The 12,364-nt window shown below is 51.5% G+C and carries 11 protein-coding genes; 4 read left to right on the top strand and 7 right to left on the bottom strand.

The genetic code is table 11. The annotated features are described in order from the left end of the window. Window positions 1-217 precede the first annotated feature (217 nt). Window positions 218-1,378, bottom strand: coding sequence for an MFS transporter (locus B6A39_RS03930; protein ID WP_083001576.1), 1,161 nt, complete (start codon window positions 1,376-1,378; stop codon window positions 218-220). A 136-nt stretch (window positions 1,379-1,514) separates the two neighbouring features. Here B6A39_RS03930 and B6A39_RS03925 point away from each other — a divergent pair, with 136 nt between their 5' ends. Continuing rightward, window positions 1,515-2,951: an aminotransferase-like domain-containing protein gene (locus B6A39_RS03925; RefSeq protein WP_083001573.1), complete on the top strand. Its 1,437-nt coding sequence runs from the start codon at window positions 1,515-1,517 to the stop codon at window positions 2,949-2,951. Here the strand turns inward: B6A39_RS03925 and B6A39_RS03920 are convergent. Beyond that, complete coding sequence (locus B6A39_RS03920; RefSeq protein ID WP_083001571.1) at window positions 2,897-3,661, bottom strand: metallophosphoesterase; 765 nt, start codon at window positions 3,659-3,661, stop codon at window positions 2,897-2,899. The genes B6A39_RS03925 and B6A39_RS03920 overlap by 55 nt on opposite strands. Window positions 3,662-3,695: 34 nt before the next feature. Further along, window positions 3,696-4,523, bottom strand: coding sequence for an alpha/beta fold hydrolase (locus tag B6A39_RS03915; RefSeq protein ID WP_083001569.1), 828 nt, complete (start codon window positions 4,521-4,523; stop codon window positions 3,696-3,698). Between the two features lie 606 nt (window positions 4,524-5,129). Between B6A39_RS03915 and B6A39_RS19135 the strand changes: the two genes are divergently transcribed. Continuing rightward, complete coding sequence (locus tag B6A39_RS19135; RefSeq protein ID WP_269747981.1) at window positions 5,130-5,252, top strand: hypothetical protein; 123 nt, start codon at window positions 5,130-5,132, stop codon at window positions 5,250-5,252. A 117-nt stretch (window positions 5,253-5,369) separates the two neighbouring features. Here the strand turns inward: B6A39_RS19135 and speG are convergent, their stop codons facing one another. After that, window positions 5,370-5,891, bottom strand: a complete 522-nt coding sequence (speG, locus tag B6A39_RS03910; protein ID WP_083001567.1) for a spermidine N1-acetyltransferase — start codon at window positions 5,889-5,891, stop codon at window positions 5,370-5,372. Window positions 5,892-5,946: 55 nt separating this feature from the next. Continuing rightward, a complete protein-coding gene (locus tag B6A39_RS03905; RefSeq protein WP_083001565.1) occupies window positions 5,947-7,176 on the bottom strand; it encodes an NAD(P)/FAD-dependent oxidoreductase in 1,230 nt (409 codons plus the stop codon). A gap of 129 nt (window positions 7,177-7,305) precedes the next feature. Between B6A39_RS03905 and ltaE the strand changes: the two genes are divergently transcribed. Next, a complete protein-coding gene (ltaE, locus tag B6A39_RS03900; RefSeq protein ID WP_083001563.1) occupies window positions 7,306-8,313 on the top strand; it encodes a low-specificity L-threonine aldolase in 1,008 nt (335 codons plus the stop codon). 15 nt (window positions 8,314-8,328) lie between these two features. Here ltaE and B6A39_RS03895 read toward each other — a convergent pair whose 3' ends face one another. Together B6A39_RS03895 and fhuB are read right to left on the bottom strand one after the other, a co-directional pair. After that, on the bottom strand, window positions 8,329-8,940 hold the full coding sequence (locus B6A39_RS03895) for a LysE/ArgO family amino acid transporter (RefSeq protein ID WP_083001561.1): 612 nt from the start codon (window positions 8,938-8,940) through the stop codon (window positions 8,329-8,331). A 110-nt stretch (window positions 8,941-9,050) separates the two neighbouring features. Continuing rightward, a complete protein-coding gene (gene fhuB, locus B6A39_RS03890) occupies window positions 9,051-11,051 on the bottom strand; it encodes a Fe(3+)-hydroxamate ABC transporter permease FhuB (RefSeq protein WP_083001559.1) in 2,001 nt (666 codons plus the stop codon). Between the two features lie 174 nt (window positions 11,052-11,225). Here fhuB and B6A39_RS03885 point away from each other — a divergent pair, with 174 nt between their 5' ends. Further along, window positions 11,226-12,182, top strand: coding sequence for a siderophore-interacting protein (locus B6A39_RS03885; RefSeq protein WP_083001557.1), 957 nt, complete (start codon window positions 11,226-11,228; stop codon window positions 12,180-12,182). Window positions 12,183-12,364 lie beyond the last annotated feature (182 nt).

The raw sequence follows: 12,364 nt of genomic DNA, 5'->3' as shown, positions 1-12,364 counted from the left end.
ATATCAGTATTGTTATCAGTGCTGTTATCAGTACTGTTTTGGGGATAACCAACGCTTACGTTTGTATTGCAAGATTATTGTTGTTTAAGCCTCCCAACTCACTGACTTTAACAAAGCCTCTGCGCCAGCAACTTTCAACTATTGTTAAATAGTCTCAGCATATAAAGCGCCACTAAATTTTTCGTCAGCTATTTGCTTAAAGAGCCACGGCGCCAGCCTAATCCATTAGCACTGGGCGGTACTCTCGTTGATTCTGGATAACTAACCAGAGTGTTGTGACAACTCCCCCCAATAAGGCAACTCCAAACAGCGTTAATGCCGCGTTATGCCCTAGGGCATCTATAAGCACTCCCGTTGTGACCACAGGAATACTGAAACCAATGTAGGCCATTAGAAAATATCCAGCGCTCGCTTGGGTAGAAGATGGGCCAGCCACGGCTAACACGCCACTTAATCCGCCTAGGTAAATAAAGCCGTAACAGGCGCTGCTAGCCATGATCGTGCCTAGTAGTAATATGGGTAAGTGCCCCGCGATAGCTCCCCAAGCAATCAGCCCATAAGCCGGTGGCAGAATCGCAAGCCCCAATAACGTAGACCGATATGACGACAACTTTCTGGCCCAGGGTTGAAATAACACGCCACAGCTGCAAATACCGAAAACAGCGAAACCACTCCAAACGCTTAAACCATGCTGCTCTAATGCGGAAGGCAATATGGCAATTACCAACCCCACCGTGGCCCAGGCAATTAAAATCGCAAAGCCAAATCGAATAGCCCCTTTTGGGTAACTGGGCAAACGTAACATGCTGCCTTTCGGCCCACTAGGCATGCTTTTTCGCAGCGTCAACACGCCTATTAATGCGAAAGCGCTAATACATAGATATAACCACAAACTGGGGGGCGTTAAGCTAGGCGTAGTAACGATAAAAACGCTAGTCACCGCAGCCCCTAAACCGAACCCAAGCGCGCTGCTAATCGTGACGTAACTGGTAGAAGCTTGTTTATCATCGCCTTGCCATAATTGTTGCATATAGGCTGGCGCCACCGCGGATGCCAGCGCGGTCCCCACCCCAAGTAGAAAACGCGCCACGCCGAGCATTACGATGCCAGGCGCTATTAGCATCAGGGAAGTGGCCAGCATATTAAGCAGTAACGCAGTGACAATGATTGCTTTGTAACCTACCCGCTCGGCCAAGCCATTAAGCCCCAGCAATACGGGCATCACCCCTGCTACGTAACAGGCAAAAGCAATTGTCGTGGCACCAACACCAACCCCGCCTTGCGCTGCTAACGCACTATATAGCGGTGCTTGCAAATTAACGGCTGTGGTAATCATACATAGCCCGAAAGCAAGGCGGGCTGCGCTGTACTGGTTCATGCATTAACTCACTTGAGATTGCTAAAAGAACCATAAAGCTCGCACGCTTATTCAAGCGGGGTAAGATACACTGGGCCACTATTATTGAGGCACTGTTCCGATTTTTTAATGAACAGTTGATCCAGCAGGACTATATATGAAGTTAAAAGTTGATCGGCATGCCAATACGCCTATTGCACAGCAACTTGAAGAGGCGATCAGCACTTGGATTAAACAAAACAAACCTGGCAATGGCAGCCGCCTACCCTCCATTCGCTATTTAGCTGCGACACACCACGTTAGCCGCAATGCGGCCATTGAGGCTTACGAGCGTTTAATCTCGGCAGGGTTGGTCCGCTCAAAACCGGGGGCAGGATTTTTTGTTGCCGATAGTCCACCAAGTGAGCACCAAACAGTTTCCAGCCCACTGCAGGAAGTGACCAACGGGCTTTGGGGGCTTTTTAGTGCTGATGAGACGGCCCTGCCCCTTGGATGTGGTTGGTTACCCAGTCATTGGCGGGAGAGCGATGATTTAACTTATGCGATCCGTCACGTTGCGCGTATGAATCGCGCGGACATTTTTGAATACAGCACCCCCCAAGGCCCCACGGCGTTACGGCACTTAATACAAGAGCGACTTCGGCTTTTAGCGATCACGGCCAATCATCAGCAAATAATCACCACCAGCGGCAGCAGTCATTCGCTAGATTTATTGGTACGCCTGCTTCTCGAACCCGGAGACGTTGTCTTCGTGGAATCACCAGGCTATTACAACTTATTTGGCCTGCTACATCTGCAACGTGTCCGTGTTATCGGCGTGCCTCGCTTAGCCGACGGCCCTGATCTTGAACGCTTAGAAGAATTACTTGCAGAGCATCGGCCGACACTTTTTTATACCAACAGCGTTTTTCAAAACCCCACAGGGGGAACGCTAACGCCCACCGTTGCGCATCGCTTATTACAATTAGCCGAGCAGTACGATTTCAAACTGATAGAAGATGATATTTATGCAGACTTTCAACATGCGCCAAGCACTCGCTTAGCTGCGTTAGATGGCCTCAACCGAGTTATTTATCTGGGCAGTTTTTCAAAAAGCCTCTCCTCTTCACTGCGCGTTGGTTATATCGCAGCGCCTTCTTCAATGGTGCAACGCATTGTCGATATCAAAATGCTAACCAGCATTTCTTCTTCACGCTTTGCAGAGCAAGTTATTACCACCATGCTTCAAAACGGTAGCTACCGAAAACTGACTGAACGGTTAAGTGCTAGGCTTTCCAACCACATGTCTCTGGCGCTTGCGATGCTCAAACGTGCCAATTGGGAAGTTTATACCGAGCCTACCGGCGGGATGTTTGTGTGGGCAAAGCCACCGACAGCGATAACATCTGAACGATTGAGTGAACTGGCTGATGACTGGAAAGTTACCCTGTCGCCAGGGCATTTATTCTTTGCCGATCATCAACCAACGCCCTGGCGGAGACTCAACGTTGCTTATATTGAAGACCCAAGGGCGAAAGGGTTTATTGATTCAATGACCTATCAATCAACTTCAACCACCAAGCTCGGCTCAAACAGGGCTGGAGTGAACTCATAGGGATAACCGCCTGGATTAGCGATGACGCGCGTGCCATTACATAAAGTATCAACGGGCTCATGAACATGACCATGCACCCATAGGTCCATCTTGCCCATCAATTGAGGCAGGTGGGAGGCAAAGGCTGGGGACAACGCATCACCGAGATACTGCTCAGGAATGCAGCTGTGTAAAGGCGCGTGATGGCTAATAACAACGCGTGGCCCATTAAAGGGTTGCGCAAGCTCATTGCTGAGCCAAGAAAGTGCTTCAACGTGTAATTCTTGGCTTGCTTGAGGCGTAAAAACATGGCCAGGAGCGGTTGTCACGATGCGAAAATCAGGCATATAGCGCAATGCTTTAGCATCGGTCTCTTCTGGGTTGTGCGTTGGGTCATCGGCATAGAGCGAGAAATCAGTCCATAACGTGGTGCCATAAAAACGCACTCCCCCGATAGTCACCGCTCGATTATCCAGCAACTCAATATTGTAGCGCTTGGCTTCCATGGCGAGCTCTTCACGAAGTAATGGCATACAGGTACCGTAAAATTCATGGTTTCCCGGCACATATAAAATAGGCATCTCTGGAAACCGCTGCCTGGCCCAGGCAAGCCCGTCCGTTTTTTGATGAATATCGCCTGCCAAAATGATGAGATCGGCTTCTACCTCTGGCAATTCGCGGTCTCCATCAAAAAACTCCAAATGAAGGTCGGATAAAATTCGTAAGCGCATAGCATTCCTCACGTTTCCCTGTGGAACGGTTGTCTTATGGCGTAAGCCGCTCAATAAATTCTCTAACATAATTAACAACCACTACTTCCGCTTCACGGTGGGGCACATGCCCAACGCCCGGCAGTATTTCACTGTGCGCAGAACCACGGGTATTGCGAGCGATGCATTCAGGTTGGCGGTGCGAACCATATTCATCATTTTCACCATGAAGCACTAGCGTGGGGCAGTGAACGCGGTTAAGAGCGGGAATAAGCGACCAGTGTTCAAACGCTGGATGCAACCACGTGTCTATCCAGCCATTCAGTACCCAACGAGCTTTATCGCCGTGATACTTTTCTAATTTGGCAAATTGTTCCGGCATTTGAAACGCGGCCCTTGCCTCTTCAATACCGTGTCGCGTGCGTGGTTCGTTTAACGCCTGCGCTGCAATGGTAATCACTCCTTGGCACTGCTCTGCATACTGTCCTGCACAGTGCACCGCCATACAACCGCCGACGCTATGCCCCAGCGCAATAAAACGCGTTAGTTGAAAGGCGTTCTGAAGTGCTGCAAAACTAGTAAAGGGTTCATCGTCAATAAAGCTCAGCAGTGGCGGTGTCAGGCACGCATCGGAGCGCCCAAACCCTAGACGGTCATAAGCAATCACTCGTCGCTGGGTCGCCGCACATAGCGCTGCTGGAAAGCTACGCCATAAATCCACACAACCTAACGAGTCATGGAGCAGGACAATGGGCACGTCCGAGCGCAAATGAGACGTTACCCAAGTACGAGCAAACAGGCGACCACGCGGAGTTGCTACCCAACGGTCTTGAAAATTAGGTTCAGGAGAGAGTGTGTCAGAATCGGCAGTAGTTGGCACCATGATATAACTCGTTGTTTTATTGATTAGTTATAGGTATGTCATCAGCATACCCTTCTAGGTACATAAAATTGTGTACGATTATTTTGGTTATTAATGGCCAAAATGCTGCACCGCAACAAAAATAGCCTATACTCTAGGTGTGTCCCAATAGGAGGACCACCTTATGATCTCTACATTCGCATTATCTACTCAAGATGACGAGGTACTTGCTTTTTGGCGCCGTCAAGCCCATTGGCAGCATGCTGCTAATGAAGCATTAGCGGCCTATTTCGGCTGAAAGAAGCATTTTTTTATCGCCATCTCTCCCCTGTAGACGAAAAGATAACGACACAAGCCGACTTTTTCAGTCGGCTTTTTTATTTTATGAAAATCTTTTCCATTCAAAGATATAGGTGACCATCTTTCGATTTTGTAAGCCATTTCTTACACGGCATAGCAATTCTCCTACATCTTTAGGACTAGCTTTAAGGGCTGAAATGCGCATAGACTTTAACCTGCAGCTAACTTGCTGCGATGCACAAAGCAAACTATGTATAACTAAACTGGGGTCACTAGAGCCCATTATGGCTGAACCGTCCCTCAACCTCTGAATTAGGAGTACTCGCTATGTCATCTTTCGCTGCTCAAGGTCAGACAGGAGAAGTGGATGTGATGCAGGTTTGGGCTAATCGTGCCCAACAGCAACGTGCAGCTTTCGACGCCATCGCTGCTTATATGAGTCAGCAGTAAGCAACAACGCCTCAGTCCTTGGTTAGTTTTCAGCCTGAGGCGTTGTCGTTCTGATTAATATTTCATCAAAACACTTCTATACAGCATTGGGGGCAAAGACCATTCACTGCTTGTATATCAAGCCAACTGCGCTAAGTAAGTGTCCTGCAAGATATACATTCGCTTCACATCGCGGTATTTGCCGTTGATAAAAAACTCTTCAACCAAATGCCCCTCCTCTATGAAACCGCTCTCCTCGTAGAGATGAATAGCTTTAACGTTTTCCACCGCCACAATCAGATATATTTTGTGTAGGTTTAAAATCGTGAACGAGTAGTGCAGTGCTTGACGGATTAATGACCGAGCAAATCCTTTACCCTGGTGATCTGGCGTGATGATGATCTGAAATTCACCGCTGCGGTGAATATAGTCAATTTCAATCAGTTCGACTAAACCAATGGCATTCCCGTCGCTGTCCTCTGCTACAAAGCGCCGTTCGGCGTTATCATGAATATGTTTGTTATAAAGTTCCTCCAGCTCATCAAATGATTCGTAAGGCTCTTCAAACCAATACGACATGATGCTCTGGTTATTATTTAACTCGTGAACAAAGCGCAGATCATTACGCTCTAATGCACGTAAATAAAGTTGTTTATCCATCACCTACTACTCTCTTGCATCGTCATTCAAATTACTCATTATCCGCTGAGGACTATCACGTTTTACGGGAATATCTCGTCAGTCGCTGAAATGAAAAAAGCACAGCTAAGGGATGCTGTTTGCCTTCAATCAGCGCCCTAAGTAGCTTGGCGCCAATCATGCTATAACTGATCCCATTACCGCCATAAGCCATCGCAAAATGCACTCGTGGGCCATATGCCTCATGAGGGCCGAAAAACGGCAATCCGTCGTCAGTTTCTGCAAAAGTGCCGCCCCATGAAAACGTCGGGTTAATAGCAAGCTTTGGCCATAATGCTTCTATTTTGCGTGCCAATCCTTCGGCTTTGTCCTCTACTCGCGCGTCACGACGCTTGGGTATGTCTTCATTATCATCGTCGCCGCCCACAAGAAGCCGTCCGTCTCGGGTAGTACGCATATAGAGATAGGGACGCGCCGACTCCCACACCATGGTGTGACGTAACTTACCTAATGCCTCAGGCGGTAACGGGTCAGTAATGAATGCGTAACTACTGCGGTTGACGGCCACCGATTCGGGCAACCAGGCTTGCGACTCATACCCTGCAGCCATCACCACATACTGACAGCGCAGCTTGGCGCCATTCAACAGCGTCAGCGTGACGCCTTGCTCATCCGGCGTCATCATCTGCATTTGCGTGCGGTCATATACCTCCCCTCCACGCTCAACAACCTTGGAAAACAGTTGATAGGCCATCCGATATGGGTCAACAACAGCGGCCAGCTGGGTAAGAATAGCCCCAGGTGCCACAAAACCGTACTCTGCCAATACCGCCTCGCTTTCAAGCCAGTCAGCGTCAAAACCATGCTTTTGGCGTAGAGACAGTTCCTCCTTGAGCGACGAAACATCCTCTCCATTGCTGGCGTAATAAAGGCTTTTTTGACGTTCAAAATCTACATCCCCTAACCCTGCGGCCAAGGTTTCAATTTCACCGATGGCATCGGCACAGGCGCGATAGGCAAGCACCGCCTCATCTTCCCCATAGCGTTTGGTTAACTCGGCCATATGGGTATCAATTTCGTACTGCAGTAACGCTGTGCTGGCGGCAGAGCTTCCCCACCCAACGTCACGACGCTCAAGCACCACCACATGATGGCCGTTGCGGCTTAGTTCATCCGCCATCAAGGCTCCAGTAATACCACCGCCAATAACAACCACTTCACTTTGATGATCACGGGTAAGCTGGGGAAATGTTTTTAACAGGCCATTCTTTACGGCCCAAAACGGGTAGCCACTTTTCAAATCCATCTGATTGCCTATGCTGGGTTGCCCTGGAGTATGCTATGAGCGATAGAAGTATGCTGTTAACCATAGATGGTTCCTGACAACTTGCTCGGTAAAGCGTCTCAACGTGGCTAACCCAAAAAGGAGTTCCGCATGATTGACCTACGCAGTGACACGGTGACCCGTCCTACCGCTGCCATGAAAGATGCCATGATGGCCGCTCCAGTGGGCGATGATGTGTGGGGTGATGACCCAACGGTCAACACGTTTCAGGAAAAGCTGGCTGAGCAGACAGGAAAGGAAGCGGCGCTGCTATTTCCAAGCGGTACACAAAGCAACCTAGTGGCGCTAATGGCCCACTGCGAACGCGGCGATGAGTACATTGTCGGGCAGTCAGCCCATACTTATCGCTATGAAGGTGGCGGTGCTGCGGTATTAGGCAGCATTCAACCGCAGCCGATTGAAAATGCCGTCGATGGTAGCTTGCCGTTAGAGAAAATAGGCGCAGCCATCAAAGCCGATGATTTTCACTTTGCGCGCACAAAGCTGCTGGCGCTAGAAAACACCATTGGCGGCAAAGTGCTAACCGCAGACTACGTAATCAAAGCCACTGAGCTTGCCCGGGAACGAGGGCTGGCAACGCACTTAGACGGCGCGCGACTATTTAATGCAGCAGTAGCCACTGATGCCTCACTCAAGCAGCTCTGTTTGCCGTTTGACAGCGTCTCGCTTTGCTTTTCGAAAGGCCTGGGCGCGCCCATCGGCTCTGCCTTAGTGGGCTCGCAAGCATTGATCGACCGCGCACGGCGTTGGCGCAAAATGGTCGGTGGCGGCATGCGCCAATCAGGCATTATCGCCGCCGCCTGCCAGTATGCTTTGGAGCACCATGTCGCAGACTTAGCCCATGACCACCATCGTGCTGCACGCTTGGCGAAAGGCTTAGCAAAACTGCCTGGCGTTAAAATCACCGATCAGGCAACCAATATGGTGTTCGCGCACTTCCCCGACGAACATGTGAAGCCGCTCTCTGCGTGGCTGAAAGAACATGGCATTTTGATTGAGCTGCTTTACGCCACGCGTTTTGTTGTCCACCGGGATATTGATGAGACTGATATCGATAAAGTAATCGCCGTTATGCAAAGCTACTTCAGTCGCCACTAATCAGTATAGGGCCTGTTATAGCAACGTAGAACCCAGCGCCAAGTGCATAGCAATGGCCGCCATCATCAGTCCAATTAGCCCATCGATGGTACGCCATGCACCCGGGCGGGAAAGCCAAGGCGAAAGCGCGGACCCGCCCCACGCCAGCAAGCTAAACCATAAAACAGAGGCAGTCGACGCACCGGCAACGAATACACCAGCGCTCTCCTGCTGGGCGCCAATGGCAGGAATTAACAATAGCGTGTCCAGATACACTTGGGGGTTCAGTACTGTAACGGCCAAGGTTGCCAGTAGCACACCGCGCAAACTCCGAGCTTTTACGCCACCCGCCTGCAACCCTTCCCGCCCGCTAACAGCCCGAAGTAAGGCTTGTGCGGCCAACCAGCTTAAAAACGCCACACCTATCCAGCGCATGGCTTCCATCGCATTCGGCATCGTCAGTAAAAATGCACTGGCGCCGAACATGCCAGCGGTTAGCAAGATAATATCCGCGCTCATGCACATCCCAGCTGACCACCAGTGATATTCACGACGCACCGCCAGCCCCAAAACGTAAGCATTTTGCGCCCCAATAGCCATAATGATCCCGCCAGATACCACTAAGCCCGTTAAGTAGCTTTCCCACATTGCCCTGTCCCCAGTGTCAGAATTAATGCCGCTTTAAAGAATCGTGGCACTAAGGTAACGGGCAATCTAAATAACTAAAAATCATCTTGCTAATAGAGCATTAGTTTTACTTATAGTCGCCGAAGCCCCCACATAAAGTAGGCACCGCCAATCAAGGAAGCGACCAAGCCTGCCGGTATCTCATAAGGGAAAATAATCTGACGCCCCACCCAGTCGGCCAACACCATCAATAGCATGCCGATTAACGCGGCCCCCAACAGATGCTGCCCTGCACGAGAGAAGCCCATTAAACGCGCCATATGCGGCGCCAGCAGGCCAATAAACGAAAGCGGCCCCACCACCAGGGTGGCACAGGCAGTTAGCAGTGATACCAACAGCAGTAACGCCAAACGAGCTCGGTTAAGAGTTACTCCAAGGGCCTTGGCCGTCGGTGCGCCCAGGGGCAAAATATCCAGCCAGCGGGTAAAGGGCAGCGAGACCAATGCTAGTACAGCGGCAATGCCTCCTACGACTACCGCATTGGTAACATCCACGTAATAGGTGGAGCCCGCCAACCAAGCAATCACCTGCTGACCTCGGGGGTCGCCGCCTGCTAGCATTACGCTGCGCACTGCATCAAACAGTGCACTGACCGCCACCCCGGTAAGCAGCAAACGTTCGGGGAGATAACCGCTCTTGCGGTTGATAACGACCAACACTAACAGCGTTGCAAAAGCCCCCAGGGTACCTACGCCAATCAACATCATGTTAGTGGGCGCGGGCAGTAAGAAAATCCCCAACATTAGCGCAATGGCGCAGCCTCCGCTGATACCCAACACTTCAGGGCTGGCCATGGGGTTAGCGGAAAGTCGCTGAAGAATAGTGCCTGCAATCGCCAGCATTAATCCACTGGCCGCAGCCGCCATTACCCGAGGAAAACGCCACTGCATAACACCCCAATTATGGGGCGCTAGCCAATACCAGCCGTCTACCCCCTGCCCAACTAACAACCCAAGCACTGTCGCGGCCAGTAACGCGATCAGTAAACCGGTAGCCAAGCGTGACGGTGCAGGATGGCGATTGGCGAAAACGCCCGCACCTTTTGGTGGCCGATCGCCCTGCAGCTTCAAACGCGGAATCAGCCACATTAAAAGCGGTGCACCCAGCGCACCGGTAATCGCCCCAGTAGGAATAAAGGCCGCAGCCATGCCAGAGAACTGCTGAAGCAATAGGTCAGTGGTGGACAATAATACGGCCCCCAGCAACGTCGACCAAAGCAGCCGCGGCCCTAAGCGCCGCGCACCGGCCATACGCACAATATTGGGCGCCGCCAAGCCAATAAACCCGATAATGCCCACCACGCTAACGATGCTACCGGTAATAAATACCGCCAACCCCATACCGGCAAAACGCAAATAGGTCAGCGAGACACCCAAGCTCTTGGCACTGGCGTCGTCCAACTCCAGAACCGCCAAGGGACGCAGCAGAAACCATGCCGCCACACAGCTAATTGCCAGCCGTGGCCAGAGTATGGCAACGCCGTCCCAACCGTTTTGCGTCAGCGAACCAGCGCCCCAGATCAGCAATCCTGAGAGCGCCTCGTGGTTAAACAGCAGCAGCGCTGTAGAGAGCGCCCCCAAATACAGATTAACCACCAATCCCGCCAGCACGACCACGATCGGCGCCAATCCACGCCGCCAGGAAAGTAGGAATACCAACCCCACCGCCAACGCCCCCCCCACTAAAGCGATCCACTCACGCCCCACTACTAGTAGTCCAGGGGCCATCAAAGTGACGGTCAATAGTGCAAGGTTGGCGCCCGATGCCACACCCAGCGTGGTAGGCGAAGCCAGCGGATTACGCAACACCTGCTGCATCAGAACTCCGGCCAACCCCAAGCCCCCTCCGGCTAGCAGTGCAATCGAGAAGCGCGGCCACCACGCATAATAAAGCAGTAACTCGTCAACATTCTCGAAGGTGGGCGCCACTAACGCCTGCACCCCCAGCGCAAAACCGCCCTGCCCCTGCAGGCCCGCCCAAAACAGCAGCACCATCGGCAAGCTAAGCAGTAGGAAAGCTTTCGCGGGCGACATCCTCCCTGCTCGCTGGGTAAATAGCCCGGCACCTAACATGGCAAACAACCTCTTCTTATAGCCGGGCACATCGTCACGCACGGCGTGATAGGCAGCAGCGTCATTGTCTTAGCCTTGGTGTTTTCTGGAATTGATGATTGAATTATCAACAATTATTCTAAATGATAATAATTAGCACTACAATTAACTACTTTATGAACGGAGACAGCTACGATGGCGGCCAAGCAGAGTTACCAGCTTTTCGATATCACCCTCGCTCAGCGCACCCAAGTCAGCGCCTCGTTAGTTAAATTCACGTTTAGCGGTCCTAGTGTCAGCCACATGGCGACCTACGCACCGGATCAACGTATAAAACTCTTCTTTCCTGAAGGCGGTGGCACTCTTAACCCACTACTGGAGATCGGTAAACGGGAAGAGGACGACTGGTATGGTGCTTACCGCGCCTTGCCCGATGCCCAGCGGCCCGCCGCGCGCACTTATACCCTTCGCGCGCTCCGCTCAGAACAGGCCGAGGTAGATGTAGAGTTTGTTTTGCACGGCGACAATGGGCCTGCGTCACGCTGGGCAATGCGCGCCCGCCCAGGTGATCGCTTAGTCATGGCAGCCCCCGTCGCCAATGCAGAAGGCCCCAAACAGGGTTACGAATGGAAACCGCCTAAAGACGTGCGACGTATCCTGATTATCGCCGACGAAACTGCGCTTCCCGCCGCCGCAGGCATACTCGAAGCGCTTAACGATTTACCTTTCAAACCCAACGTCGAAGCGCTTTTCGAAGTCCCTCGTAGCGACGATGTTCAGCCGCTTCCCCAGATCGCGAAGCTGCGCTGGCTGGCGCGTGATGGAGAGCCCCATAGCAAGCACGGCGAGCTGCTGCTGAGAGCATTGCGCGATATCGATTTACAAAAAGAGATTGCCACTCTGGGAGGCAGTCCTTCGACTGCGACTCATGGCAGTAAGGATAAATGCAGTGAGGATGAACTGGGTCATGATGAAAACGCACCGCTCTGGGAGCCTGCCAATTTGGACGACAGCGCGCCCTTCTATGCCTGGATTGCCGCTGAAACCAAAGTCGCCATGACGCTCCGCCGCTACTTGATTAACGAGTGCGGTCTACCCAAACAATATGTCACTAGCATGGGCTACTGGCGGCTGGGTAAAGCCAATGGCTAAGGGTGCGGCGATAAACAATATAGTCTTCAAAAATGTTCATAACGCTACCTCCGTTAACACACGCTAGGGCTGGTGGGCCAAACTCACGTCATCACCGTATTGATGCTAGGGGTAACATCTCAAAAAGTTAGAATTACTATGTAAATATCTATGAAGCTTGCGATTGTCATCGAAGAACGCGT

This window comes from Halomonas sp. GT (assembly GCF_002082565.1).
Classification (GTDB): domain Bacteria; phylum Pseudomonadota; class Gammaproteobacteria; order Pseudomonadales; family Halomonadaceae; genus Vreelandella.
This window is presented reverse-complemented; position numbering and strand designations above follow the sequence as displayed.

Excerpts from the sequence above, each read along its gene's own strand:
- B6A39_RS03930 (WP_083001576.1), bottom strand. The coding sequence starts at position 1,378 with ATGAACCAGTACAGCGCAGCCCGCCTTGCTTTCGGGCTATGTATGATT.
- B6A39_RS03925 (WP_083001573.1), top strand. The coding sequence starts at position 1,515 with ATGAAGTTAAAAGTTGATCGGCATGCCAATACGCCTATTGCACAGCAA.
- B6A39_RS03920 (WP_083001571.1), bottom strand. The coding sequence starts at position 3,661 with ATGCGCTTACGAATTTTATCCGACCTTCATTTGGAGTTTTTTGATGGA.
- B6A39_RS03915 (WP_083001569.1), bottom strand. The coding sequence starts at position 4,523 with ATGGTGCCAACTACTGCCGATTCTGACACACTCTCTCCTGAACCTAAT.
- B6A39_RS19135 (WP_269747981.1), top strand. The coding sequence starts at position 5,130 with ATGTCATCTTTCGCTGCTCAAGGTCAGACAGGAGAAGTGGATGTGATG.
- speG (WP_083001567.1), bottom strand. The coding sequence starts at position 5,891 with ATGGATAAACAACTTTATTTACGTGCATTAGAGCGTAATGATCTGCGC.
- B6A39_RS03905 (WP_083001565.1), bottom strand. The coding sequence starts at position 7,176 with ATGGATTTGAAAAGTGGCTACCCGTTTTGGGCCGTAAAGAATGGCCTG.
- ltaE (WP_083001563.1), top strand. The coding sequence starts at position 7,306 with ATGATTGACCTACGCAGTGACACGGTGACCCGTCCTACCGCTGCCATG.
- B6A39_RS03895 (WP_083001561.1), bottom strand. The coding sequence starts at position 8,940 with ATGTGGGAAAGCTACTTAACGGGCTTAGTGGTATCTGGCGGGATCATT.
- fhuB (WP_083001559.1), bottom strand. The coding sequence starts at position 11,051 with ATGTTAGGTGCCGGGCTATTTACCCAGCGAGCAGGGAGGATGTCGCCC.
- B6A39_RS03885 (WP_083001557.1), top strand. The coding sequence starts at position 11,226 with ATGGCGGCCAAGCAGAGTTACCAGCTTTTCGATATCACCCTCGCTCAG.